The organism is Acidobacteriota bacterium, from assembly GCA_016716715.1.
GTDB lineage: Bacteria > Acidobacteriota > Thermoanaerobaculia > UBA5066 > UBA5066 > Fen-183.
On the sequence record JADJVE010000007.1, the window covers coordinates 134,719 to 160,141 of the forward strand.

Consider the following 25,423-nt stretch of genomic DNA (forward strand, 5'->3'; position numbering starts at 1 on the left):
GGCCGAGGCGGGCGTCGAGACGGCGCTCGATCTCCTCCTCCACCTCCCGTTCCGGTACGAGGACCGCACGCGCATCGGACCGATCTCCGAGCTCGTCGCCGAAGGCCCGGCGACGACCGTCAAGGGAACGATCCTCTCCTCGCGCCTGATCCGGACGCGCCGGAGGGGCTTCACGATCTTCGAGGCGATCCTCGACGACGGCTCCGGCACGCTGCGCCTCGTCTTCTTCAACCAGCCGTACCTGCAGCGCTGGATGGCGCCGAAGAAGGTCTTCTGGGTTTACGGCATCGGCACACAGGCGGCGCGCTATCGACGCGGGCTCGTGATGGAGAACCCTCAAATCGAAGAGTTCTTAGAAGGTGAAGAGGGGAAGGACCCTCTTTCGGTGGGAAGGGTCGTCCCCATCTACCGAAAGTTGCCCGCGCTGACGCCGCGCTTGAGGCGGACCCTCGTCTTCCACCTTCTAAGAGATTTTGCAGACCATCTTCCCGAGCGCCTGCGCGACTCGCGAGAGAGGGAGCAGAGTCTCCCTCCCCTCGGCGAATCCCTGCGCGAGGCCCACTTTCCGGGCAGCGGCGGAGGGCCCGCGGACGCCGAGGCGTGGACGGAGCGGAAGTCGCCGCACCTGCACCGCCTCGTCTACGAGGAGTTCCTCGAGTTCCAGGTGGGCCTCCAGCGCCGCCGCGCCGAGCGCGACCGCGTGCCGGCGCCCGTCCTCGCGGCCGACGACGCGATCCGCGCGCGCCTCAAGGAAGCTCTGCCGTTCTCGCTGACGGCCGCGCAGAAACGCGTGATCCGCGAGATCGGCGAGGATTTCCGCGCGGGCCGGCCCATGCGGCGCCTGCTGCAGGGCGACGTCGGGAGCGGCAAGACGATCGTCGCCGTCCTCTCGGCCATTCTCGCGGCCGAGTGCGGCCGCCAGACCGCCCTCATGGCGCCGACCGAGATCCTCGCCGAGCAGCACTTCACGACCATCTTCCGGATCTTCGGCAAGACGCGCTTCCGCGCCGAGCTCCTGACGGGGCGCGTGAAAGGCAAGGCGCGGGCGCAGGTCCTCGACGCGCTGGCCGGCGGGCGCATCGACATGCTGGTGGGGACGCACGCGCTCCTCGAAGACCCCGTCGAGTTTCTGCGCCTCGGACTGATCGTGATCGACGAGCAGCACCGCTTCGGCGTGGCCCAGCGGACCGCCCTTGCGGCGAAGGCCGATCCCTCGGGCGCGCGCCCCCACCTCCTCGTCATGTCCGCCACGCCCATCCCGCGCTCGCTCGCCCTGACGCTCTACGGCGACCTCGACGTCTCGACGCTGGACGAGAAGCCGCCGGGCCGCACCGCGGTCACGACGCGCGTCCTGCCCGAGAGCGACCGCGCCACGGCGTTCCGCGAGATCGAGGGCGAGATCCGCGCCGGCGGCCAGGCGTACGTCGTCGTCCCGCTCATCGAGGAGTCCGACACGATCGACGCCCGGGCGGTCGAGAAGCACGCCGGGGAGATCCGAAAGGCCCTGCCGGGCCGCCGCGTCGGCGTCCTCCACGGGCGCATCCCTCCTGACGAACGCGAGAGGACGATGGGGGAGTTCGCGGCGGGGAAGCTGGACGTCCTCGCGGCCACGACCGTCATCGAGGTGGGCGTCGACGTGCCGAACGCGTCGTACATGCTGGTCGAGAACGCGGAGCGCTTCGGCCTCGCGCAGCTCCACCAGTTGCGCGGCCGTGTCGGCCGCGGCCGGCGCACGTCGCGCTGCGTCCTCCTCTTCGGTCCGAAGACCTCGCCCGAGTCGCGGGAGCGCCTCGGCGTCCTCGAAAAGACGGACGACGGATTCGTCGTGGCCGAAGAAGATCTGAAACGCCGGGGCCCCGGCGACGCGCTCGGAACCCGCCAGAGCGGCGTCCCGATGTTCCGCATCGGGGACCTCGTCCGCGACGTCCGCTGGATGAGGGACGCGAAGGAAGAGGCGATGCGGCTCATCGCCGAAGGGCGCGACGCCGCTTTCCGCGAGCCGCTCTTCCTCCGGCCGGGGACCGGCGCGGCGGGCGACTGAGACCTCGCGATCCGGGTTAACATCCGCGCCCGCGCGGCCCCCGATGCGCCGCGCTCAAAGGCGCCGTGGACCCTCAAAAGATTCTCGAAATCGTCATCCAGGTCGTCGTCCTTCTGTTCGCCGTCTCGTTCCACGAGTCGGCCCACGGCTTCGTCGCGATGAAGTGCGGCGACAACACGGCCCGCGACCTCGGCCGCATCACGATGAACCCGATCAAGCACCTCGACCCGATCGGCAGCCTTCTGTTTCCGGCGATGCTCGCGTTCTCCGGCCTGCCGGTGTTCGGCTGGGCCAAGCCCGTCCCCGTTTCCCTGCGCGGCGTCCCGAACCCGCGGCGGGCCAACCTCCTCGTCTCGGCGGCGGGCCCGCTCTCGAATCTCCTTCTCGCCCTCGCGTTCGCCGGGGCGTTTTCGCTCATCAAAGACGTTTCGATTCCTTCGAAAGCGAGTCCGCTCTACCCGCTCTCGCTCATCTTCGGCCTCTCGGTTCTCGTGAACGTCTCCCTCGCGATTTTCAATCTGCTCCCGATTCCGCCGTTGGACGGCTTCGGCGTCGTCGAGAGCCTCGCACCGCCGGCCGCGATTCCCGCCGTCATCTGGCTGCGCCGCTTCGGTTTCATCATCCTCGTCGTGATGATGTTCACGGGCGTGCTCGGCTTCATCATGCGACCGGTGCAGGACCTCGTGATCGGCTGGCTGAGGTCCTGATGTCCGAGCCTTCTCAGAAGATCGTTCTTTCGGGGCTGCGCCCGACGGGCCGCGTCCACCTCGGCAACTACTGGGGCGCGGTGAAGAACTGGGTGGACCTGCAGTCGACCTACGCCTGCCGGTACTTCGTGGCCGACCTCCATGCGCTCACGACGGACTACGCCGACACCTCCGCGATCCGCGAGGCTTCGGTCGAGGCCGTGACGGACTGGCTCTCCGTGGGCCTCGACCCCGAGAAGAGCGTCATCTTCGTCCAGTCGCGCGTGCCGCAGACCGCCGAGCTTGCGCTCGTCTTCGGGATGATCACGCCGCTCGGCTGGCTCGAGCGCGTGCCGACGTACAAGGAGCAGATCGAGCAGCTGCGCGAGCGGGACCTCGGGACGTTCGGTTTCCTCGGCTACCCGGTTCTCATGACCGCCGACATCGCGCTTTACCTCGCGCACTACGTCCCGGTCGGCAAGGACCAGGAGAGCCACCTCGAGATCTGCCGCGAGATCGTGCGGCGCTTCAACGGCTTCTACGGGGACGTCTTCCCCGAGCCGAAGGCGCTGTTCACGGCGACGCCGAAGGTGCCCGGGCTCGACGGCCGGAAGATGTCCAAGAGCTACAACAACACGCTCGCGCTGTCGGACTCGGCCGAGGACGTGGCGAAGAAGGTCATGGGAATGGTCACGGACCCGAACCGGGCGCGCCGCTCGGACCCCGGCGACCCGGACGTTTGCAACCTGTACCCGTTCCACGTGCTGTATTCGCCTACGGAAGAGCAGAAGGTCGTCGCCGAGGAGTGCCGTGCGGCCACGCGCGGCTGCGTGGACTGCAAGAAGCACCTCATCCGCAACATGAACGCGGCGCTCGAGCCCATTCGCCAGAAGCGCGCGGAGATCGTGGCGAAAAAGGACTACGTGAAGGACGTCCTCGAGGACGGAAATACCAGAGCCCGAGCGATTGCCTCAGAGACGATGGAGAAGGTCTCGAACGCAATGGGGCTGCTGTAGTGGCCGAGTTCCGGATCCCCGTCCCCGCGGGCGCGGACCTCATGCAGCCGTACCCGGTGAAGGTGCCCCAGTTCGAGGGCCCGCTGGACCTGCTGCTCCACCTCATCCGCAAGAACGAGGTCGATCTCCGCAACATCCCGGTCGCGGACATCTGCCGCCAGTACCACGAGTACCTCGTCCTCATGCAGGAGCTGGACCTCGAGGTCGCGGCCGAGTTCCTCTACGTCGAGGCGCTCCTCGTCCACGTGAAGTCGCAGATGGTGCTTCCGCGCGCGGTCCTGCCGGACGGCACGCCGCAGGAAGACCCGCGCGACGAGCTCGTGCGGCGCCTCATCGAATACCGCAAGTACAAGGGCGTCGCCGAGACGCTCCACGAGATGGAGGCGCTGCGCCTCGGTCTCTGGAGCCGCCCGCCCGCGAAGCTCGAGGCGTCGGAGGCCGAAGCCGAGGAAACGGATCTCTCCGAGGTGTCGCTCTTCGACCTCCTCACGTTCTTCAAGGGTGCGCTCGACCGCTACCGCTCGGCGCATCCGCCCTCCATGGAGATCGCGCACCAGAAGTACTCGATCAAGGAGAAGATGGAAGACATGCTCGCGCGCGTGCGAAGCGGCAGCGGCCCCGTGCCGCTGTCGGACGTTTTCAAGGGCCTCGCGGGCCGCGCCGAGGCGATCGCCGTCTTTCTCGCCGTCCTCGAGCTCCTCCGCCTGCGCGTCGTCCGCGCCCGGCAGGAGGCCGAGTTCAGCGACATCCTCCTCGAGTCGACCGGCGAGGACGTGACGCTCGAGGGCTACGAGGAGTCGTACCGATGACCGACGACGTCCAGGTCCCCGAGGCGCCGGCGACTCCGGCTCCGTCCGCGCCTCCGGCCCACGTGGCGCTCGTGGAAGCGCTCCTCTTCGCGTCGGGCAAGCCGGCGAGCGTCGAGCGCCTCGTCGAGGCCTCCGAGCTGACTCCCCCCGAAGTGGAGGCCGCGCTCGAGGTTCTCGAACGGGCCCTCGAGGCCGACGCGCGCGGCGTCCGGCTGGACCGCGTCGCGGGCGGGGCGCGCCTCGTTTCGCGCAACGAATTCGACGTTCCCGTGCGCAAGCTCCTCGGGCTCGAAGGCAAGAACAAGCTCTCGATGGCGAGCCTCGAGACGCTCTCGATCATCGCGTACCGCCAGCCCGTCACGGCGCCCGAGATCGCCGAGCTGCGCGGGGTGAACTCGGCGTCCTCGCTCCGGACGCTGCTCGACAAGAAGCTCATCACGACGGCCGGCCGCAAGGAAGTCGTCGGGACGCCGTTCCTCTACAAGACGACGAAGGAGTTCCTCGTCCACTTCGGCCTCGACGACGTCAAGGACCTCCCGAAGCCGGAAGACCTCGACGCGCTCTACGGCGTCGAGACGACCTCGACGCGCTGTTTCGGCGCCGAGACGAAAAAAGAAAAGAGGAAGATTCTTCGAATGGTTAATCCCGAGGACCGACGCCCCGAAGCCGGAGGCGCCCGGAGCATCCTTCAAAGGAATCGTCTCTTCGGACTCTTCCCATGCCCGCTGAGCGTCTCCAGAAGCTCCTGTCCGCCGCCGGCATCTCCTCGCGGCGCGAGGCGGAGAAGATCATCCTCGAGGGCCGGGTGACCGTGAACGGCCACAAGGTCACCGAGCTCGGCGTGAAAGCCGACCCCGCGAAGGACCACGTCAAGGTGGACGGGAAGCTGCTCCGCATCGCGGTCGTGCGGCGTTACGTCCTCATGAACAAGCCGAAGGGCCTCATCGTGACGCGCGACGATCCGGGCGGCATCCCGACGGTGTTCGAGCTTCTGAAAGGGCGCGTCGGCGAGCGCGTCGTGGCCGTCGGCCGCCTCGACGTCGAGTCCGAGGGCCTTCTCCTCCTCACGGACGACGGCCCGCTCGTCCACAAGCTCACGCACCCCTCGGGCGGCTGCCGCAAGGAGTACGAGGTCAAGGTCTCCGGCGTCCCGTCGCCCGCGCAGCTCGAGCGCCTGCGGCGCGGCGTGCACCTCCCGGACGGCGTGAAGACGGCCCCCGCCGACATCTCGCTCAGCGAGACGACTCCGGAGAAGAACGGTGTCGGCGGCAACGCGTGGCTCAAGGTGATCCTCGGCGAAGGGCGCTCGCGCCAGATCCGCCGCATGTTCGACCTCGTCGGCCACCCGGTCACGAAGCTGCGCCGGGTCGCGATCGGACCGATCCGCGACCCGAAGCTCCCGCCCGGCGCCTTCCGCGACCTCGCGCCCGAGGAAGTCGCGGCGCTCAAGGCGATCCGCCCCGCGCCGCCGAAAGGCACGCGGCCGGCCCCGGCCTTCGCGCGCCCGGTCCGCCCCGGCGCAAAGAGCGACAAGCCGGTCGCGAAGAAGAAATGGCCCGCCCGCTGATCGTCGCGATCGACGGGCCGTCGGGCGTGGGGAAGTCGACCGTGGGAAAGGCCGTTGCGGCGCGCCTCGGCGTCGCGTATCTCGACACGGGCGCGATGTACCGCGCCGTGGGCCTCGCGGCCCGGCGCTCCGGCGTGACGCTCCCGATCGCCGATCCCGCAGGCGTGGTGGATCTCGCGAACCGCCTCGACGTGCGCGTGACGGGCAGCGCGGCGGACGCCCGCACCTGGCTGGGCGGCGAGGACGTCTCGAAGGAGATCCGCACGCCGGAGATCTCGAAGTACGCGTCCGCGGTTTCCGCGATTCCCGGCGTGCGTCGGCGGCTCGCGGGCATGCAGCGCAGCCTTGCCCTCGAGGGCGGCGGCGTGCTCGAGGGACGCGACATCGGGACGAAGGTGGTCCCGGAGACGAAGCACAAGTTCTTCCTGACCGCGACCGCCGAGGTCCGCGCGAAGCGGCGGCACGACGAGCTCGCCGCGAAGGGCACGCCGCCGGCCTACGAGCAGGTGCTGGCGGACATGGTCGCCCGCGACCACGCGGACTCCACGCGTGCCGATTCGCCCCTGACGGACGACGGAACGTACGTCCGCGTCGACACGTCGGAGCTCACGGCCGACCAGGTCGTCGAGCGCCTTCTGGAGACCGTCGAAAAGGGCTGAACGAAGCCCCGGTTGACCGTTTCCGGGCAGGGCGTCTAACATCAGCGGTTCTGGCCGCTTAAGCGATTGCCTCGCGGACATTTAGGCAGGCCGGAAAATCGCGATGAGGTTAAGGAGCACGACGACATGTCGCCCACGGACCTGAGGAAGACTGGCCCCAAGGCTGAGGAAGGCGATCCCGGGGAATTCGCGCGCCTCCTCGCCGAGAGCGAACGCTCTCTGAAGGAGGGCGAGCTCATCAAGGGCCGCGTGCTTCAGGTGACGGCCGACGAGATTCTTGTGGACATCGGCTACAAGAGCGAAGGGATGATCCCGCGCTCCGAGTTCCACCACGTTCCCGCCGACAAGCTGCCGCACCCGGGCCAGGAGATCGAAGCGATCCTCGAGCGCACGGAGGGCCCGAACGGCTACGTCGTGCTCTCGTACGAAAAGGCGCGCCGCGGGCGCGCGTGGGACATCGTGGAGGCGGCCTTCGCCGCGAACGAGCCCGTCAAGGGCCGCGTGATCGACCGCGTGAAGGGCGGACTCTCCGTCGACATCGGCGTGCGGGCGTTCCTGCCCGGCTCCATCGCGGACTCGCGCCCGCTCAAGAACCTCGACGTCCTCAAGGGACGCGAACTCGAGTTCCGCGTCGTGTCGCTCGACAAGAAGCGCGGCAACATCGTTCTCTCGCGCAAGGCGCTCCTCGACGAGTTCGCCGAGGTCAAGAAGAAGGAAGCCGCTTCCGCGCTCGCGGACGGGCGCGTCCTCAAGGGCGTCGTCAAGAACCTCACCGACTACGGCGCGTTCGTCGACCTCGGGGGCATCGACGGCCTCCTGCACGTCACGGACATGACGTGGGGCCGCCTCGCCCACCCGTCCGACGCCGTTCACGTCGGACAGGAGGTGGACGTCAAGGTCCTCCGCTTCGACGAGGCAAGCGGCCGCATCTCGCTCGGGATGAAGCAGCTCAAGCCCGACCCGTGGCAGGACCTCCCGTCCCACTACCCGGTCGGCGCCCGCGTCCGCGGCAAGGTCGTGTCCCTGACCGACTACGGCGCTTTCGTCGAGCTCGAGGAAGGCGTCGAAGGCCTCATCCACGTGTCCGAGATGTCGTGGACGAAGCGGGTCAAGAACCCGTCGAAGCTCCTGAACGTCGGCGACACGATCGAAGCCGTCATCGCGGATGTGAACCCCGAGACGCGCCGCCTCTCGCTCTCGCTCCGCGCGACGGAGCCGAACCCGTGGGAGCAGCTCGCCGAGAAGTTCCACATCGGCGACCGCATCACGGGCACCGTGCGCAACCTGACCGACTTCGGCGCCTTCGTCGAGATCGAGGACGGCATCGACGGGCTCATCCACGTGTCCGACATGTCCTGGGGCCGCCGCGTGAAGCACCCCTCCGAGATCCTGAAAAAGGGCGACGAGGTCCAGGCCGTCCTCACCGCCATCGACGTCGAGAACCGCCGGATCAGCCTCTCGATCAAGGAATTCCGCCCGAACGAGTGGGAAGAGTTCGCGTCGAAGCACCAGCCCGGCGACGTCGTCGACGGCAACGTGGCGAAGGTGGCCGACTTCGGCGTCTTCGTGCGCCTGCCCGAAGGGCTCGAGGGCCTCATGCATGTCTCCGAGACGCCGCTTCCGCGCGGCGAGAAGCCCGGCAACGTCTACCACGAAGGCGATCCCGTCCGCGTGCGCATCCTGCGCATCGAGCCGGCGGAGCAGCGCATCGGGCTTTCCTCGCGCGACGTCGACCAGCCGGAAGCCGGTGCCGAGCCCGAAGCCGCGCCTTCCGAGGGCGAAGCGTCCGCCGACGACCACGTTCACGCGGACACGGAACCGTCCGAGTAGCGGGGCCGCCGTGAGACGCGCGGGGTCCGCCCGATGAAGCGCTCCACCGTCGCGTGGGGTGTCGCCGGCATCGGCTGCGCGTTCCTCGTTCTGCTCGTCGCGGCGGCCTTCCTCGTGAGCGGCGCCGCCGCGCGCGGAGGGACCCGGACGGACGGCCTCGGGTTCGCCCTCGGCGGCCGCGTCGGCGTCGTGGACCTCGACGGGGTGATCCTGTCCGCGGACCGCTTCCGGGAGACGCTCAAGCGCTTCCACGACGCGGCGAACGTCAAGGCCGTCGTCGTGCGCATCAATTCGCCCGGCGGCGGCGTCGCGGCCTCGCAGGAGCTCAACCGCGAGATCGCGCGCTTCCGCAAGGAGACGAAAAAGCCCGTCGTGGTGTCGATGGAATCCGTCGCGGCCTCGGGCGGCTACTACGCCGCCGTCGCGGCCGACCACATCGTCGCGAACCCCGGCACGATCACGGGATCGATCGGCGTGATCATCCAGTGGGTCAACTACGGCGACCTCCTCGAGTGGGCGAAGCTGCGCGCCGTGACGATCAAGAGCGGCGCCCTCAAGGACTCCGGCAACCCGACGCGTCCGATCACCGACGAGGACCGCGCCTACTTCGAGGATCTCATCCAGAAGCTCCGCGCCCAGTTCGTCGGCGCCGTCACCGAGGGCCGCAAGACGAAGTTGAAGCCCGGCGCGATGGACAGGATGGCCGACGGCCGCGTCGTCACGGGCGAGGAAGCGCTGACGCTCGGCCTCGTGGACGAGATCGGCGACTACCGCGACGCCGTGGACCGGGCCGCGCGCATGGCCGGAATGTCCCTGCCCGCCGAGGTCTGGCACCCGCGGCCGCAGCGCATGGGCCTTCTCGAGTTTCTCTCCGGTGGACCTTCGGAATCTTCGATTGCGGGGCGCCTGCTCTCCGGCGCTCCGGTGGGGGGCGGATGGAACGTGTTCTTTCTGTGGTAGGCCGCGGCGAAGGCACGACCACGAAGGCCGACCTCGTCGAGGAGGTCGCGAAGGCGACCGACCTCACCAAGAAGCAGGCCGAGGTGATCGTCGAGTCCGTGTTCGACGGGATCATCGCGTCGCTCCGCTCGGGAGAGAAAATCGAGCTGCGCGGCTTCGGGAGCTTCCGCCTGCGCCAGCGCGGGGCCCGCATCGCGCGGAACCCGAAGCGCAGCGGCGTGAAGGTCATGGTGCCGCCGAAGCGGGTGCCGTACTTCAAGCCCGGCAAGAAGCTCAAGGAGCTCATCAACCAGGCGGCTCCGGCCGCCGTGGCGGGGGAGCCGGACAAGGGCTGATGGAGGCCCTGTTCACGCCCTGGCGCGCCGCCTACCTCGCGGGCGGCGGCGTCGACCCGGGCGGCTGCCTGTTTTGCGAGCTCCCGAAACACGACGACGCCGAGGCGCTTCTCGTGATGCGGGGCCGTCTCGCCTACGCGGTCCTGAACCGCTACCCGTACACGAACGGCCACGTCATGATCGCGCCGTTCGCGCACCGGTCCGGCCTCGACGAGATGACGGCGGAGGAGCGCCACGAGGTCGTCGACCTGGCCGCGCGCTTCGAGGCGATCCTCCGAGAGACGTACCGCCCGCACGGCTTCAATGCCGGCCTCAACCTCGGCCGCAGCGCCGGGGCGGGCGTCGAGCACCACGCCCACCTGCACATCGTCCCGCGCTGGGACGGCGACACGAACTTCCTGACCGTCCTCGGGGGCACGCGCACGATCCCCGAGGACCTGCCGACGACGCGCTCCCGCCTCGCGGCCGCGTTCGCGCGCGCGTCGTGACGAAGCGGCCGGGAGAGGCCGCCCTCCTCGCTCTCGTCGCGGCGGCGTTTCCGGGGGTCGGGCACGTGTTTCTCGGGCAGCGCTCCCGCGGCGCGGCGTTCTGCACGATCGTCCTCCTGACGGCCCTGACGGGCCTCGCCCTCGGCCCCTGGAACGACGTCGCGCCGCTCGCCGAGTACGCGCGGACTTTCCTGATCGTCGCGGGAATCATGCAGGCTCTTCTCGTCCTGGACGTCTTCGAGCGTGCGCGCGGGAGGCGCGGTTGACCGTCTTCCGCGACCACTTCTTCCTCCTCGTCTGGCTCGCGGCGCTGCTGTCGGCTTTTCTCGCGCTCCTGTGGAGAGAGGACGCCCGGACACGGCCGAGGTTCTTCCTCAAGACCTTCGGCGCGCTCGTGGGCGGATCGGTCCTCGCCGCGTGGGCGCTGTCGGCGGTGGCCCGTTGAAGCTCCTCGTCGTCGCCGGGGAGGTTTCGGGCGACCAGCACGCCTCCGCGCTCCTCGCGGCCCTGCGGCCGCGGGTTTCGTCGCTCGACGTCTTCGGCGTCGGCGGCGAGGGCATGAAGGCGGCCGGCGCCCGCCTTCTCGCCCACCAGAAAGACCTCGCGATCATCGGGCTCGTCGAGGCGTTCTCGAAGATCCGGTTCGCGCGGCGGCTCATCCACGCGCTCGTGGCCGAGGCGAGCCGCGAGAAGGCGGACGCCGCCGTTCTCATCGACTCGCCCGACTTCAATCTCCCGCTCGCCAGACGCCTCGCGAAGGCGGGCGTCCCCGTCGTCTTCTACGTCTCGCCGCAGGTCTGGGCCTGGCGCAAGCGCCGGGCGAAAACGATCGCCAGGCTCGGCCGGGCCGTGCTCGTCCTTTTCCGCTTCGAGAAGCGCTGGTACGACGCGCGCGGCCTCGGGGCAAACGTCACGTGGGTCGGCCATCCGCTGGTCGACGCCGCGGCCGAGGAGCTGGCGCACACCGCAGCGGCCCCGCCTTCGGGCGTCCGCCGTGTCGTCCTCATGCCGGGCTCGCGGAAAGGCGAAGTGAAGTCGATCCTTCCGGTGTTGCGTGACGCCGTCGAGATCCTTCGAAAAAGGGTGCCGGGGCTCGAGGTCGTGCTCGTCCGTGCGGACTCGGTCTCCGACGCGTTGCTCGAAGAGCTGGCCGGCCCGGCGCTCGCCGACTGGCGCGTCGTCTCGGGCAAGCACCTCGCCCTCCTCGCCGCCTCCGACGTCCTGCTCGTCGCCTCCGGAACCGCCACGGTCGAGGGCCTCCTCGCCCGCGTGCCGATGGTCGTCGTCTACAAGGTCCATCCCGTCACGTTCTGGGTCGCCCGCCGGCTCGTGAAGGTCGCGCACGTCGCGATGGCGAACATCGTGTCCGACGACGGGACGGGCCGGCGCACGGTGCCGGAGCTCCTCCAGGAGGACGCGACGCCCGAGAACGTGGCTGCCGAGGCCGAGAAGTTACTCGCGGACGCGACCCTCGCGGCCGAGACGCGCGAGCGCCTCGCGAGGGGCGCCGCCGACCTCGGGCCGCCCGGCGCGGCAGCGCGGACCTCCGAGGCCCTGCTCGCGGCCCTCGGACAGGGGAAGGCCGCGTGAACGACTTCCGCCGCCTCGCGACCCTGTTCAAACCGCACCGCCGCGCGGCGGTCGTCGCGATCTGCGCGATGCTCGGAGTGTCGTTCTTCACCTCCTCTGTCGCGTACCTGATCGGCCCGCTCTTCGACGAGGTGCTGTCGGCAGAGGCGAAGAGCGCCGTGATGGAGCAGACGGGGAAGACCGGCGTCGGAAACCTCGTCGGCGAGAAGGCGGCGCTGAGGCGCACGGGCGTCGCCCGCACGCTGGACCGCGGTCTCCGGACACTCGAAGAATCTTTCGGAGTCACGGAGAAGGGCCGTCGCCTCTTTCTGCCCCTTCTTCTCTTCGCGTGCTTCCTCCTCAAGAACCTCTGCACCTTCTTCGCGGAGTACCGCTTCAACGCCGTCGGCCTCGCGTTCGTGCGCGATCTTCGGCGGCGCGTTTACGAGAAGGTCCTCGGCCAGTCGGGCTCGTTCTTCGCAAAGCACCCGTCCGGCGACCTCATCGCGCGCGTCACGGGCGACGTGGACCGCATCCAGAGCCTGTTCGGGACGGACCTCGCCGACCTCGTGCAGTCCGTCGCGACGCTCCTCGGCCTCATGGTCCTCGTCGTCTCGCTCTCGCCGGAGCTGACGGCGGCCGCGCTCCTGATCGCGCCCGCCATCGTGATCCCGGTCGTCTTGATCGCCCGGCGCCTGCGGCACCTCTCGAAGGCGGCGCGGGAGCGGATGGGCGACCTCACGGGCGTCCTGTCGGAGACGATCCGCGGGGCGCGCGTCGTGCAGGCCTACGGCGCCGAGAGCTGGGAGTCCGGCCGCTTCTCGGAGGTGAACGAGCGCACGTTCCGCCTCGCGAAGAAGGGCGCGCGCGTCATGGCGTTCGCCTCGCCGCTCGTGGAGTCCGCGTCCGTCCTCACGTTCCTCCTCCTCCTCGGTTACGCGTCCACGCGCATCGCGTCCGGGAAGATGACCCTCGGGACGTTCCTCTCGTTCGGCGTCGGCCTCGTCATGATGTACCAGCCGTTCAAGCGGGCCACGCGCACGAACCTCGCGCTCCAGCAGGCGCTCGCCTCGGCGCGGCGCGTCTTCGAGGTCCTCGACGCCCCGAACGACGTGGCCGACCGCCCGGCCGCGCCCTCGCTCGCCGTCCTCTCCCGCGAGGTCCGGTTCGAGCGCGTGACGTTTGCGTATCCGGGCGGAGCGCCCGTGCTGCACGAGATCGACCTCGCCCTCCCGCGGGGCTCCGTCACGGCTCTCGTCGGGCCGTCGGGCGGCGGAAAGTCGACGCTCGCGTCCCTCCTGCCGCGCTTCATGGACCCGACGGCGGGCCGCGTGACCGTCGACGGGACGGACCTCCGTAACGTGACGCTGGCGTCGCTGAGGGCGCAGATCGGCCTCGTGACCCAGGACGTCGTTCTCTTCGACGAGACGGTCCGACGCAACGTGGCGTACGGGATGCCGGACGTGGCCGACGCCAGAATCCGGGAAGCTCTCGACCACGCGAACGCGCTCGGCTTCGTGGACGCGCTGCCCGAGGGGCTCGACGCGCGCGTGGGCGAGGGCGGAGCCCGCCTGTCGGGCGGACAGCGGCAGAGGCTCGCGATCGCGCGCGCGCTCCTGAAAGACCCGCCGATCCTCGTCCTCGACGAGGCGACGTCGGCACTCGACGCCGAGAGCGAGCGTGCCGTACAGGAGGCGCTCGAGCGGCTCATGGCGGGACGGACGACGCTCGTCATCGCGCACCGGCTCTCCACGGTCCGCCGCGCCGACCAGCTCGTCGTGATCGAGGCGGGCCGCATCATCGAGCGCGGCTCGCACGGCGACCTCCTCGCGACGGGAGGGTTGTATCGTCGGCTCCACGACCTGCAGGTCTTCGAGAACGGAGACGGCGGGGGAGGAGTCTCATGAAATCCATGACCGGGTTCGGCAAGGCGGCCGGCACGCTGCCCGACGGCACCGAGGTGAGCGTCGTCGTGAAGGGCGTGAACCACCGCTTCCTCGATCTCGGCCTCAAGCTCCGCGACGAGTACGCCTCGGCCGAGCCCGCGATCCGCAGAGCGGTGGCGAAGGTCGTACAGAGGGGTCACGTCGACGTGCTGATCCGGACCACGAAACCCGCGAGCGCGGCCGCAACGGCCCGCATCGACATGGACGCCGCGGAGAAATATGCGAGGGAGTGGAGAGAAGATTCTTTGAAAAGGGGATTGCCGGCGGATCTCTCGGCGAGGGACCTCCTCGCGCTGCCGGGGGTCGTGCGGTCGGACGACGCCGGAGCCGCGCCTGATTCCACTTTCGAAGAATCTCTTCTTCCGATCGTCGATGAAGCCCTCCAGGACTTCGATGCCGCCCGGGCGCGCGAAGGGGCCGCTCTCTCTCTTACCTTCAAAGAAATTCTTCAAAGGATCGACGCCGGGGTGGCCCGTCTCGACGCGGAACGAGTCGGCATTTCCGACCGCATTCAAAGCAATCTCCGAGAGCGCATCGAGAAGCTGGCCGCCGGCATCCCGCTCGACGAGGGGCGGCTCGCTCAGGAAGTCGCCCAGCTGGCGGACCGCGCGGACATCACGGAGGAGATCGACCGGTTGAAGACGCACCTCACGGAGGCGAGGCGTCTCCTCGCGGCGGACGGCGCGATCGGCCGCCGCCTCGACCATCTCGCGCAGGAGCTGCATCGCGAGGTCAACACGTCCGGCTCCAAGGTGCGGGAGGCGGGCGCGACGAAGCTCGTCCTCGACCTGAAGTCCGAGCTCGAAGCCTTCAAGGAACAGGTCCAGAACGTCGAATGAGAGACGCCCGATGACCCGCGGAGACCTCTTCATCGTCTCGTCCCCGTCCGGGGCCGGCAAGACCACGCTGATCCGCCGCGTCCTCGAGGACCCGCGGATCGGCGGCACGCTGCACTTCTCCGTGTCGCACACCACGCGCCCGCCGCGCGCCGGGGAGACGTCCGGCGTCGAGTACCACTTCTGCGACGAGGCCGCGTTCCGCCGTCTCGAGAGCGAGGGGGGCTTCCTGGAGTGGGCAACGGTGCACGGGAATCTCTACGGGACGTCGCGCGGGGAAGTCGAGCCCCGACTCGAGAAGGGCTTCGACGTCCTTCTGGACATCGACGTCCAGGGCGCCCGCCAGGTGCGGTCCTCGGTCCCCGAAGCCGTCAAGGTCATCGTCTTTCCACCCTCGCGGGAGGTCCTCGAGGCCCGGCTGAAGGCGAGGGCCTCCGACGCTCCCGAGGTCGTGGCCCGGCGCCTCGCCGTGGCGGCCAAGGAGATGGCCGAGTTCGGCGAGTACGACTATGCGATAATCAACGACAGCCTCGAGCCCGCGGTGGACGAGCTTCGCTCGATCATCGTGGCGCGCCGCGCAGGACGCGGGCGGAGGCGCGAGCGCCTCGAAGCGATTCTCAAGACTTTTGCACCCTGACTTCACGGAGGGCTAACCCCAGATGGCTCAGAACCTTCCCCCGAACGTCGAATCCAAGTTCCGCCTCGTCCACATCGCGTCGCGACGCGCCGAGCAGCTCGTCCAGGGCGCTCGCCCGAAGATCGAGAGCAAGCACGCGAAGGTGACGCGCGTCGCCCTCGAAGAGGTCGAGAACGACCTCGTGCGCTGGCAGCTCGCTTCCGCCGAACCGGTCGTCGAAGAGGCGCCGGCGGTCGACCCGCTCCCGACGGAGTGACCCTCCACGTCTGACCCGCTGGCTGATCTTCTCGCCTACTACCGCGACCTCGGGGTCGCGGAGCTGTACCTGGAGAAGGCGGAAAGAGAAGAAAGAGAAGAGAAGATTTCTTTGAAGGTGAATAGGGCAGGGGGCGGCGCCGCAGCAGGAAATGCACCGCTTGCGCAGACCGCTGCGACGCCTTCTTTCACCTTCGAAGAAAATGCGCCCTATCCCGCCGCTTCGAAGTCCACGCGAAGCGCTTCTGCGTCGGACCTGCCGTCCTTAGCAAAAGAAGTTTCTTCCTGCGAGGCGTGTGCGCTGTGCCGCACACGCAAGCAGACCGTCTTCGCCGACGGCTCGCCGGACGCGAAGATCATGTTCATCGGCGAGGCGCCGGGGGCCGACGAGGACGCGCAGGGCGTGCCGTTCGTCGGGCGCGCGGGGCAGCTGCTCACGCGCATGATCGAAGACGGCATGGGCCTGCCGCGCAAGTCCGTCTACATCGCGAACGTCCTCAAGTGCCGTCCGCCCGACAACCGAAACCCCGAGCCCGAGGAGATCGCCTCCTGCCGCGGCTACCTCGAAGCGCAGATCGACCTCGTGAAGCCCGAGGTCCTCGTCGCGCTCGGGAAGTTCGCGGCGCAGTTCCTTCTCGAGACGGACGAAGGAATCATGCGGCTGCGCGGCAAGTGGGGGACGTACCGCGGCATCCCCGTGATGCCGACGTACCACCCGTCGTTCCTGCTGCGCCAGCCCGGCCAGAAGAAGGACGCGTGGGAGGACCTGCTGAAGGTCCTCGCGAAGGTCGGCCTCCCGGCTCCTGCCCGGAAGGGAGCGAAGGCGTGACGCTGCGCTTCCGGCACGTTCTGGGCGTCGCGGCCCTCGCGCTCCTCGCCGCGGCGGCCGCGCTCATCCTCACGCGCCGTCTGCCGGCTCCGCAATCGTCGAAGCGCCCCGCGGCCGAGGCGGCCGGAACACGTACCGGGCTCCCGACGCCGGCCGAGAGGCGCGCGATCGACGCCGCGCTCGACGACGCCGCCGCGGCGGCTCCGAAGCTGACGCTGCGTGTCGCGGACGACGCCGACGCGACGGATACGGACGAGCACCGGGACCTCGACGCCGTCTACGGCGTCTACCACCCGTACTTCACGCGCGGCGACCTCGACGGCGACGGCTGCCTCGATTTCGTCCAGGCCTTCGTGGAGAAGGGCCGGAGCGGGCTTTGGTTCCACGTCGCGGTGTTCTTCGGAAAGCCGGACGGAACGTTCGACACGGCCGTGTGGGTGGAACGGGCGATCTCTCTCTCGGATGGAGACGTGACGGTCGAGCGCAGCCTCGTCGTGATCACGCCCGACCTCGCGGGCGACGCCTCGCGCCGCTGGCGGTGGGAGCCCTCCGAACGCGTGTTCGTGGACCCCGACAAGGAGCCGCGCCCGGCGGTGACGGACGACGACGTGCCCGACGAGACGCCCGAGCAGAAGCCGAGGGCGAGAATCTGACGCGCCGGGTCGGCCTCCTCCTTCCGAACCGTTTTCCGGGCCTCCCGTCTTACCGGCTGCCCGACGACGCGGGCGAGCCCGTCCTCGGCGCGCGTGTCGCCGCACCCTTCGGGAGCGCGCTCGTCACGGGGCTCGTGGCCGACCTCGACCCGCCTCCGCCTCCCGAGGGGACGACGGAGCGGGACGTCGTCGCGCTCCTCGAGGACGATCCGTTCCTGCCTCCGGCGCTCGTCCAGGTGCTCGTCCGCGCCGCCGCGTACTACGTCGTCGCGCCGGGGGAGATGCTGCGCGCGGCCGTTCCCGGCCGACTGCTCGGCGGAAGCGAAGCCGTCTACGTTGCCGGGAGCGCGGCGGTGGGCGCGTCCGTCGCGGGGATCCCCGGCGACGTGCTTTCCCTGCTTCTCGAGCGCGGCGAGGCAAGGCTGCCCGAACTCGTCGAGGCGCTCGGGCGAAGGGGCCTTGCTTCCGCGCTCAAGGAGCTGGTTGGAAAGGGATACGCGCGCATCCGTTCGGAGCACCTGCGGGCGGCCGCGGCCCCTTCCGACCGCGCGTGGATGGCGCGGCCGGCGCCGGACGATCACCCGGCGTTCGCCCGCGCGCCGAAGCGGAGGGCGCTCCACGCCCACCTTCTCGCGCTCGGCAGACCCGTTTCGCCCGAGGAGCTGCGCACGGCGGGAAGCACTCCCGCCGTGCTCGCCGCGCTCGCGAAGGCCGGCGTCGTCGTCGCCGTGGAGACGGAGCGTCGCGTGGACCTCGCGCGGCACGTCGGGGCCGCCGGCGCCGATCGCCGCCCGGTGCCGACGCCCGCGCAGCACGACGCGATCGCGGCGGTGGCCGTGTCCGTGTCGGCGCGCGGCGCGCGGGAGTTCCTCCTCGACGGCGTCACGGGCAGCGGCAAGACCGAGGTTTACCTCAACGCCCTCGAGCAGGCGGTCGCCGCCGGCCGGCGCGGAATCCTGCTGGTCCCGGAAATCGCGCTCGCACCCGCGCTCGTGCGCCGGCTCGTCGCGCGTTTCGGGGATCGGGTCTCGCTGCTGCACAGCGGCCTGTCGGACGGCGAGCGCGCGTCCGAGTGGGAGCGCGCGCGCCGGGGCGACGTCGACGCCGTCGTCGGTCCGCGCTCGGCGGTCTTCGCGCCGCTGCCGGACCTCGGCCTGATCGTGATCGACGAAGCGCACGACGCGTCGTACAAGCAGGCCGAGTCCCCGCGCTACGACGCGCGCGACGTCGCCCGCGTGCGGGCGAAGGAGGAGGGCGCGACGGTGGTCTTCGGGTCCGCGACGCCGTCGATGGAGCTCGAGCGCGCCGCGCGCGAGGCCCGTCTCCCGCGGCTCGTCCTCCCGGAGCGTCCGGGCGCCCGGCCGCGCGCGGCCGTCGAGGTCGTGGATCTGCGCGGCGAAACCGCGCAGGAAGGCGACCACGGGCGCGTGCTCTTCGCGGCGCGCACGGTGGAGATCCTCCGCGCGTGTTTCGACCGCGGCGAGCAGGCGATCGCGCTCCTGAACCGGCGGGGCTTCTCGCCGTCTCTCCTGTGCCGGGCGTGCGGCGAGGACTTCCGCTGCCGAAACTGCTCGGTCGCGCGCACGTACCACCGCCGCAACGAGCGCCTCCTTTGCCACTACTGCGGCGACGACATCCGCCGGCCCCCGAAGTGCCCGGCTTGCGGGTCGGACGCGCTGCAGCCCGTCGGCTTCGGGACCGAGCGCCTCGCCGAGCGCTTCGCCGAGACGTTCCCCGGAATCTCGTATGCCGTTCTGGATCGCGACGCCGCCGCGCGGCGGGGCGGCGCCGCGGGCGTCCTCATGGACTTCGAGTCCGGGAAGTCGCAGGCGCTCCTCGGGACGCAGATGGTCGCCAAGGGTCACGACTTCCCGAACGCGACGGCGCTGGCGGTGCTGGACGCGGACGCGCTGCTCTCTTTCCCGGATTTCCGGGCTGCCGAGAAGACGTTCCAGCTCGTGACGCAGGCGGCCGGGCGCGTGGGGCGCGGCGAGAAGCCGGGAATCGTCGCGGTCCAGACTTCGCGTCCGGATCACGAGGCGATCCGCGCTGCGGTGAAGCAGGACCACGTCGCGTTCGCGGACGCCGAGCTGCGCTTCCGCAAGGCGTTCCGCTATCCGCCGTACACGCGGCTGCTGCTCGCGCTCTTCGCGGACACGGACCTCGCGAAGGCGCACCGCGCGGCGGGGGAGGCGTTCACGGCGCTGTCGTCCTCGCCGGTCGCGGCGCGGGTGAAGCTCCTCGGCCCCGCGCCCGCGCCGCTCGAGCGTCTGAAAGGTCTCTGGCGCTACCAGCTCATCGTCAAGGCCGAGAAGCGCGAGGCGATCGCGGAAGCCGCGCGCATCCTCGCGTCGCTGCCGGACCCGCCGAAGCTGGACGTCGACCCGCAGAACCTGCTCTAGGAGCGCCGGACCTCGAGGACGAGATACGGGTTCAGAGGCGTCCCGGCGAGCCACGTGAAGCCCGGCACCGCTGTGAGCGCGTAGAAACCCGCCATCGGCGCGCGAAACGCCCTGCCGTACCAGTGCGCGCCGACCTGGTTGAAGCGCAGCCGCCGGTGGGGAGAGCGGACGGAAACGCGGTACTCGGGGCCGACGGACCTCGCAAGCGCGGCGATCTCGTTCACTTTCGGAAGAAATCCTTCGAAGGGTGAATGAATTCTGGCGCCACCCGCGCTGGTGCCGTGCCAGAAGTCGATCGGGAAGGCGCCGTTCGGGAAGTCGAGATAGAGGGCGCCGCCGGGCGCCACGACCCGGACAAGACCCGCGAGGAAGTCCCGGCGCCTCTCGTCGCGGTCGGGGAGGGGAGAAACCTCGTAAGACCCGGGGCCGCCTCGCTCGGCGACGCCGACGTGCTCGAGGACGCCCGAGGAGATCACGGCGTCGAAGTAGCCGTCTGAAAACGGCAAGCGCAGACCGTCTGCGACGACGAGCCGCTCGCGGTGCGCGCGCGAACGCCACTGCCATTTGCGAAACGCGGAGAGGTCGTGCCCCCACGCCTCGAGCCCCGCCTCCGACAGAGTGTCGATCGCCTCGCCGTTTCCGCAGCCGGAGTCGAGGACGCGCCGCGCGCCCGTCGCGAGGAGGAGCGGCAGATAGTAGTCCTCGATCCGCCGCCCTGCATTCTCGTTCTCGTATCCGCGGAGCGCCTCCGCGGATAGCGACGACGGGTCTGCGTGATCGTCGAAATACCGCCCTTCGGCGAAGTCCGCGATGCCGTCATCCACGGGGAATGAGCGGTCGCAGCTCAAACACGCGAGCGCGGAAGACGACGCCGAAAGCGCGCCGTGGCAAGCCGGGCAGGCGAGGCTCGATGAGCGCAATGCTGCTTTCTCCTCCATTCGCAGATATCTCTCTTCGGATCTTGCTCTGCGAAAAGGCGGCCTGTCGAGCCGACGAGAGGTGCTTCATTCTGGGCAGCGAGACGACTTTGTCCTTGCGCTGACGGCCCGGGTAACCCACGTTCTACTCAAGACCGGGGCGTTCCGGACGGTCGGGCTGCGGACGCGTAAACCCTTCGATGCAGCCGCCTCCGACGACCCGGGAGGCGGCAAAATGGGCCTCTCCGCGGGCACCCAACTGGGCCCGTACGAGGTTCTTGGCCCGCTCGGGGCGGGCGGAATGGGCGAGGTCTATCGCGCCCGCGACACGCGCCTTGGGCGCCAGGTCGCCGTAAAGATCCTCCCGGACGCGGTCTCGCAGGATTCCCGCCGGGTCGCCCTGTTCGAGACCGAGGCCCGGACTCTCGCGGCGCTGTCCCACCCGAACGTCCTCGCGATCCACGACGTGGGCCGCGTCGAAGGGCGTCTCTACGCCGTCACGGAGTTGCTCGACGGGGAGAACCTGCGCAGCCGGATGGGCGACGGGACTGTGTCGTGGCGCAAGGCAGCCGAGGTTGCCGCCGCGATCGCCGACGGCCTCGCGTCCGCGCACGCGGCGGGCATCGTCCATCGGGACCTCAAGCCCGAAAACGTTTTTCTCACGACCGACGGGCGCCTGAAGATCCTCGACTTCGGCCTCGCAACCTACGCCGAGCCCGTGCTGGACGACGCCGTCACCCTCACGTCGCCCTCCGGCGGCACCCTGTCGGGCGCGGTCGTCGGAACGCTCTCCTACATGGCCCCCGAGCAGCTCCGCGGCCGCCGGGTGGACGGTCGGACGGACATCTTCGCGCTGGGCTGCGTGCTCTACGAGATGCTCGCGGGGAAGCGCCCGTTCAGCGGGGCCACGCCCGCGGACACGCTCGCGGCAATCCTCCACCACGATCCCGAGCCCTTCGCTCCGGGCGCGCCCGGCATTCCTCCGGGGCTTCAGACGATCGTCCTTCGGTGCCTCGAGAAGAGGCCGGAGGACCGGTTCGACACGGCACACGACCTCGCAATAGCGCTCCGGGGCATCTCCGCCGAGCAACCGGTCGTGAGATCGGGGGAGAGCCCGGCCCCCGCCCGTCCGGCGCGCGGGAGTCGGCTCGTGACGCTTGGAATCGCGTCCACGATCGTCGTTGGCGGCTTAATCCTGATCGCAAGACTCACGCGGACGTCGTCGGCCGCCTTCCCAAACGCCGGGAGTTGGAGTCCCCCCAAGCAGATCACGAGCGCGCCCGGGTGGGAGGGCGAACCCGCAATCTCGCCGGATGGGACGCTCGTCGCATATAGCTCCAACGCTTCGGGAAAGGCGGACATCTGGGTGGTCGATCCCGAGGGAGGAGAACCCCTGCGCCTTACCGACAGCGCTGCCGAGGACCGGAGTCCCGCTTGGTTCCCGGACGGGCGAACGATCGCCTTCGTTTCGAGACAAGGCGGTGCGCCTTCCGTCCGGACGGTGTCCCGCCTCGGCGGGAGCACGTGCCTGATCGTCGACGAAGCTGAGGAGCCCGCGATTTCGCCGGACGGCGCGCAAGTTGCGTTTGCACGGATCACGGAGGGAGGGCTCCATCGCATCTGGGTCGCGCCGATCGCCGATCCGGCCCGGGTGAGGCGACTGACCGGCGACGACGACGGCCCTTGGGAGCACATGGGCCCCGCCTGGTCACCAGACGGGACACGCCTTTATTACGCGGCCTTCCATGACCTCTGGACAGTGCCCGTCGCGGGTGGCAAGGCCGAGAGGCTGACGCGCGACGGCGTACCGGACTGCGAGCCAGTGGCCTCTCGGGACGGCGGCTTTGTGTACTTCAGCTCCCGCCGCGGCGGACCTCCGTCGATCTGGCGGGTCTCCGCCACGGGCGGCGCGCCCGAAAGGGTCACGTCCGGAACGGGCGGTGCCAGCCACCCTTCTCTGTCGCGCGATGGCCGCCGTCTCGTCTTCGGGAGTTCCGTGCGCGACATGGACGTCGTCCTAATCGACCGCCGCTCCGGAGCCGTGAGCCGCATCGGAACCACCAAAGACGACGAGAGTCCGGCGCTCGCCCCGGACGGAAACACCGTGGCCTTCGTGTCGAATCGGCTCGGCCCGTGGGACCTCTGGATCGCGGACGTGCAGGGAGGCCGAATTGGGAAAGGGCCCGCCCGACGGCTGACGGCCTTCGATCGAGGCATGGCGACGCCTGCGTTTTCCCCGGACGGCAAATGGATTGCGTTCTTCAGGCCGATGCCGGGACATCGCGAGATCTGGGCGCTGCCCCTGAACGGCGGCGCGACGATCCCGCTCATCCGGAGCGACGCGGACAACCTCCATCCGGCATATGCGCCCGACATGTCGCGGCTCGCGTTCGTTTCGGACCGCGCCGGCCAGTTGAACATCTGGGCAGTCGCGCTCAGCGGGGGTCGGCCGACCGGCGAGCCTTGGCGGGTCACGCGAGGGGGAGGCACGGACGCCTTCCCCGTCTGGTCGCCCGACGGCAGCAGGATCGCATTCCTCCGCGGAATGGACATCTGGGTCGTCGCAACGCACCCCGGAACCGAGGAAATCGCCCTGACGCGTGGAGCGGGAGTTCAAGCAGTCGCCTTCGAACCCGACGGCACCGCTGTGATCGCGCCCGGCCTGTTCGGCACTCCGGCCCTCCACCTTCGACGGGTGTCTCTTGCGACGGGTGTGTCTGAGGCCGTCTCCCCGCCGCTGTCGCTGGGCGATCGGAATGCACTCGGATCCGTGAGCCTGAGCCGTGATGGCCGCTTCGTCGCCACGGACGCCACTGAGTTGAAAGGAAACATCTGGATGACGACGGCGACCCGCGACGGCCGGTAACGGAGCCGCCATCTGAAGCACCGGCACAAGGAGACAAACCCATGTCCGAGATGCACGTCAGCCCGGTCACTCTCATACACCTGCTGGAAGTTCTCTCGAAGCGCGTCCGGAAGGCCAAGGTCTGGGTGGGCAAGCACAAGACTTCGTTCGCAATCGAAGTGCCGGACCACCTCGCCCCCACCATCGGTCCCAAGGACGGTCGCTGCCTTGCGCCGTTCGCGCCCGTCGACGACGCCGACGATCAGGCCATCGTAGAGGTGCTGTGGCTGGTTCTGGACGCAATGGAGCCCTCGAAGCCGGTCCGCCGCCGGGCGGCAAAGCGGCCGACGGTGAGAAAACGCCGGTAACTCCAATGCGCAGCCGGCTCCTCACGGGCGTGGCGGCGCTCGACCCCGGGGTGAGGGTCGTCGAGACGATGCTCACGACGCAGTGCAACATGCGTTGCCGATACTGCGACCAGCGACGCAGCGCTTCACGGGCGATGCCGTCGACCGTTCTCGACGCCGCCGTGCGCCGGCTGGTGTCCTCGAAGCTCGTGCGCCCGCAGCTGACGTTGTACGGGGGCGAACCCCTGCTTGCGGCGCCTCTCGTCCGGCGGGCCCTCGATCGCGTCCGCGAATGGGCGCCGCCGTGGATGACTCCCGACGTCAGGATCGTGACCAACGGAACGCGGCTCGACGAGGAGATGTCGGGGCTCCTCGTGAGGAGAGAAGTCTTCATCACGATCTCCTGCGACGGCGTCCCGGCCGCTCAGAATGCCCGAAGCCCCGGGAGCTTCGAGGACCTCGACGAGCTCTTCGTCCGAATGCGCCGGGAACATCCGGCCCACTTCCGCAACCGGGTCGCGGTCAAAGTGACCCTCACGCCTTCCAACGTGAGTCATCTGGCCGAGTCATTCCGGTACTTTCTCTCGCGCGGCATCCGGACCGTTGAGATTGCGCCGGCGGCCGCGCGGGCATCGGGCTGGAGTCGCCGGCAGGCCAGGGAGCTCGACCGCCAGCTGGCCGCCGTAGTCCGGTTGTCACGCGAGGAGTACCGACGTTCGGGCCGGATCCCGTTTCGCGCGCTGAGGCCCTACGAGGCATCCGCGCCGGCACCGGGAGGCCCGGCCTGCGGTTGCGGCAGCCACGGGTTGCTCTTCGTCGACGTCGACGGCCGCATCGCACCGTGCGCAGCCTTCATCCCGTCGGCGCTTCCGGAACGTGCCCCCATTCATCGCAGGATCGTGGCCGCTCTCGACGGCCTTCACGTCTCCGCCCCGGACCTCGCGTCCGGACTTCTGCGCCGCGAGGGCCGAGCACGAAGACTCCGTTCACTGCGGAGGCCCGCGGACCGGAACCGGACTTCCCGGCGCTGTTCGCGTTGCCCGGCCCGCGCCTCCTGTCTCGTCTGCCCGGGCGCCACCGCTCTGGCCGGCGGCCGTGTCCCCGAGTTTCAATGCGACGTCAACCGGCTCGTCGTTTTCCACAGGACGCAGTTTCATCGGCGTCTCCGCAAGGAAGCCGAAGCGGAAGGCCGCTTTCGGAAGGGAGTCCTGCACGCGCGGTTCCTGCGCGATCACGCGCTCGCGCTTCTCCCGTAGCCGACGAAGCAAGGAGGGACGGTCATGAGCCTCGGGTATGCCATCGCGATCAAGGTCAGGCGTCGTAACGATCCGGCAATGCCTAAATTCCTGGATCTGTTCGCCGCGCTCGTGCCGGGGGACATCCTCGCGGCGCATGGAGTGATCCTCGCCTTCACGACGACGTCCGTAGAGAATGGATCCACAATCCGAGGCGCCGATTCGACACTCGCCCTCCAAGTCGCCTTCTTCGGGTTGATGGTAGTTAGCGTCTTCCTCTATGTTGCCGTGCACCACAAGGACTGGCAGCGCGAGGATTACGGTCGAATGCTGATCCCGCCGGCGGCTTTCGTCGGATGGACGATGCTTCAGAGACCAACGGCGTTCGATGCGGTCTTCCCGGGGCACTGGCCCATCAGGGTCGTTCTGGCGCTGCTTCTCGCGCTGGTTCTCGGCGCGACTGCCTACTGGTTGAGCTACAAGCCCGCGCGCAAGGGCCACTAGGCCCGTGAGGTCTGGTCGGGAAACGGAGGGCTCGGATCCCCCTCTGCTACAGTCTCC

The 25,423-nt window shown here is 69.5% G+C and carries 26 protein-coding genes; 25 read left to right on the forward strand and 1 reads right to left on the reverse strand.

All coding sequences use genetic code 11. From position 1 onward, the window contains the following. The first annotated feature begins 253 nt into the window (after positions 1-253). The 21 genes from IPL89_12825 (at position 254) to priA (ending at position 19,518) form a co-directional block, all read left to right on the forward strand. Positions 254-2,041, forward strand: a complete 1,788-nt coding sequence (locus tag IPL89_12825) for an ATP-dependent DNA helicase RecG (GenBank protein ID MBK9064058.1) — start codon at positions 254-256, stop codon at positions 2,039-2,041. A 65-nt stretch (positions 2,042-2,106) separates the two neighbouring features. Beyond that, positions 2,107-2,748, forward strand: a complete 642-nt coding sequence (locus tag IPL89_12830) for a site-2 protease family protein (GenBank protein ID MBK9064059.1) — start codon at positions 2,107-2,109, stop codon at positions 2,746-2,748. After that, the gene (gene trpS / locus IPL89_12835) at positions 2,748-3,743 is read left to right on the forward strand and encodes a tryptophan--tRNA ligase (protein ID MBK9064060.1); all 996 of its coding nucleotides are present in this window, start codon (positions 2,748-2,750) and stop codon (positions 3,741-3,743) included. The genes IPL89_12830 and trpS overlap by 1 nt, the downstream gene beginning before the upstream one ends. Further along, positions 3,743-4,552, forward strand: coding sequence for a segregation/condensation protein A (locus tag IPL89_12840; GenBank protein ID MBK9064061.1), 810 nt, complete (start codon positions 3,743-3,745; stop codon positions 4,550-4,552). The genes trpS and IPL89_12840 overlap by 1 nt, the downstream gene beginning before the upstream one ends. Then, positions 4,549-5,361, forward strand: coding sequence for an SMC-Scp complex subunit ScpB (scpB, locus tag IPL89_12845; protein MBK9064062.1), 813 nt, complete (start codon positions 4,549-4,551; stop codon positions 5,359-5,361). The genes IPL89_12840 and scpB overlap by 4 nt, the downstream gene beginning before the upstream one ends. After that, the gene (locus IPL89_12850; protein MBK9064063.1) at positions 5,271-6,119 is read left to right on the forward strand and encodes an rRNA pseudouridine synthase; all 849 of its coding nucleotides are present in this window, start codon (positions 5,271-5,273) and stop codon (positions 6,117-6,119) included. The genes scpB and IPL89_12850 overlap by 91 nt, the downstream gene beginning before the upstream one ends. After that, positions 6,104-6,778 (forward strand): (d)CMP kinase, encoded by a 675-nt coding sequence (locus IPL89_12855; GenBank protein MBK9064064.1) that lies wholly within the window; start codon positions 6,104-6,106, stop codon positions 6,776-6,778. Before IPL89_12850 ends, IPL89_12855 begins: the two co-directional genes overlap by 16 nt. 126 nt (positions 6,779-6,904) lie before the next feature. Next, positions 6,905-8,608 carry a 30S ribosomal protein S1 gene (locus IPL89_12860; GenBank protein MBK9064065.1) on the forward strand — a complete coding sequence of 568 codons (1,704 nt, stop codon included), beginning with the start codon at positions 6,905-6,907 and terminating at the stop codon, positions 8,606-8,608. A 33-nt stretch (positions 8,609-8,641) separates the two neighbouring features. Continuing rightward, on the forward strand, positions 8,642-9,568 hold the full coding sequence (gene sppA, locus IPL89_12865) for a signal peptide peptidase SppA (protein ID MBK9064066.1): 927 nt from the start codon (positions 8,642-8,644) through the stop codon (positions 9,566-9,568). Further along, positions 9,544-9,903 (forward strand): integration host factor subunit beta, encoded by a 360-nt coding sequence (locus IPL89_12870; protein ID MBK9064067.1) that lies wholly within the window; start codon positions 9,544-9,546, stop codon positions 9,901-9,903. The genes sppA and IPL89_12870 overlap by 25 nt, the downstream gene beginning before the upstream one ends. Then, positions 9,903-10,391: an HIT domain-containing protein gene (locus IPL89_12875; protein MBK9064068.1), complete on the forward strand. Its 489-nt coding sequence runs from the start codon at positions 9,903-9,905 to the stop codon at positions 10,389-10,391. The genes IPL89_12870 and IPL89_12875 overlap by 1 nt, the downstream gene beginning before the upstream one ends. Next, a complete protein-coding gene (locus IPL89_12880; GenBank protein ID MBK9064069.1) occupies positions 10,388-10,657 on the forward strand; it encodes a hypothetical protein in 270 nt (89 codons plus the stop codon). Before IPL89_12875 ends, IPL89_12880 begins: the two co-directional genes overlap by 4 nt. Then, positions 10,654-10,836, forward strand: a complete 183-nt coding sequence (locus tag IPL89_12885) for a hypothetical protein (protein ID MBK9064070.1) — start codon at positions 10,654-10,656, stop codon at positions 10,834-10,836. Before IPL89_12880 ends, IPL89_12885 begins: the two co-directional genes overlap by 4 nt. Next, the gene (lpxB, locus tag IPL89_12890) at positions 10,833-11,981 is read left to right on the forward strand and encodes a lipid-A-disaccharide synthase (protein ID MBK9064071.1); all 1,149 of its coding nucleotides are present in this window, start codon (positions 10,833-10,835) and stop codon (positions 11,979-11,981) included. The genes IPL89_12885 and lpxB overlap by 4 nt, the downstream gene beginning before the upstream one ends. After that, positions 11,978-13,867, forward strand: coding sequence for an ABC transporter ATP-binding protein (locus IPL89_12895; protein ID MBK9064072.1), 1,890 nt, complete (start codon positions 11,978-11,980; stop codon positions 13,865-13,867). Before lpxB ends, IPL89_12895 begins: the two co-directional genes overlap by 4 nt. Then, entirely contained in the window at positions 13,864-14,745 is an 882-nt protein-coding gene (locus IPL89_12900) for a YicC family protein (GenBank protein MBK9064073.1), read from the forward strand. The genes IPL89_12895 and IPL89_12900 overlap by 4 nt, the downstream gene beginning before the upstream one ends. Positions 14,746-14,755: 10 nt before the next feature. Beyond that, positions 14,756-15,379 (forward strand): guanylate kinase, encoded by a 624-nt coding sequence (gene gmk / locus IPL89_12905; protein ID MBK9064074.1) that lies wholly within the window; start codon positions 14,756-14,758, stop codon positions 15,377-15,379. A 22-nt stretch (positions 15,380-15,401) separates the two neighbouring features. Next, a complete protein-coding gene (rpoZ, locus tag IPL89_12910) occupies positions 15,402-15,635 on the forward strand; it encodes a DNA-directed RNA polymerase subunit omega (protein MBK9064075.1) in 234 nt (77 codons plus the stop codon). A 105-nt stretch (positions 15,636-15,740) separates the two neighbouring features. Beyond that, on the forward strand, positions 15,741-16,463 hold the full coding sequence (locus IPL89_12915; GenBank protein ID MBK9064076.1) for a uracil-DNA glycosylase: 723 nt from the start codon (positions 15,741-15,743) through the stop codon (positions 16,461-16,463). After that, positions 16,460-17,116 (forward strand): hypothetical protein, encoded by a 657-nt coding sequence (locus tag IPL89_12920; GenBank protein ID MBK9064077.1) that lies wholly within the window; start codon positions 16,460-16,462, stop codon positions 17,114-17,116. Before IPL89_12915 ends, IPL89_12920 begins: the two co-directional genes overlap by 4 nt. Continuing rightward, on the forward strand, positions 17,002-19,518 hold the full coding sequence (priA, locus tag IPL89_12925; GenBank protein MBK9064078.1) for a primosomal protein N': 2,517 nt from the start codon (positions 17,002-17,004) through the stop codon (positions 19,516-19,518). Before IPL89_12920 ends, priA begins: the two co-directional genes overlap by 115 nt. On the opposite strand, the gene IPL89_12930 is transcribed toward priA, so the two are convergent. Continuing rightward, a complete protein-coding gene (locus IPL89_12930; GenBank protein ID MBK9064079.1) occupies positions 19,515-20,342 on the reverse strand; it encodes a class I SAM-dependent methyltransferase in 828 nt (275 codons plus the stop codon). The genes priA and IPL89_12930 overlap by 4 nt on opposite strands. A 328-nt stretch (positions 20,343-20,670) precedes the next feature. Between IPL89_12930 and IPL89_12935 the strand changes: the two genes are divergently transcribed. Genes IPL89_12935 through IPL89_12950 form a run of 4 tightly spaced genes read left to right on the forward strand, consistent with a single transcriptional unit; the run spans position 20,671 to position 25,366 of the window. Next, positions 20,671-23,301 carry a PD40 domain-containing protein gene (locus IPL89_12935; protein ID MBK9064080.1) on the forward strand — a complete coding sequence of 877 codons (2,631 nt, stop codon included), beginning with the start codon at positions 20,671-20,673 and terminating at the stop codon, positions 23,299-23,301. Positions 23,302-23,342: 41 nt separating this feature from the next. Next, a complete protein-coding gene (locus IPL89_12940; protein ID MBK9064081.1) occupies positions 23,343-23,648 on the forward strand; it encodes a hypothetical protein in 306 nt (101 codons plus the stop codon). Between the two features lie 5 nt (positions 23,649-23,653). Next, a complete protein-coding gene (locus IPL89_12945; GenBank protein MBK9064082.1) occupies positions 23,654-24,883 on the forward strand; it encodes a radical SAM protein in 1,230 nt (409 codons plus the stop codon). A gap of 24 nt (positions 24,884-24,907) precedes the next feature. Further along, positions 24,908-25,366 carry a hypothetical protein gene (locus tag IPL89_12950; GenBank protein ID MBK9064083.1) on the forward strand — a complete coding sequence of 153 codons (459 nt, stop codon included), beginning with the start codon at positions 24,908-24,910 and terminating at the stop codon, positions 25,364-25,366. The last annotated feature ends 57 nt before the right edge of the window (positions 25,367-25,423 follow it).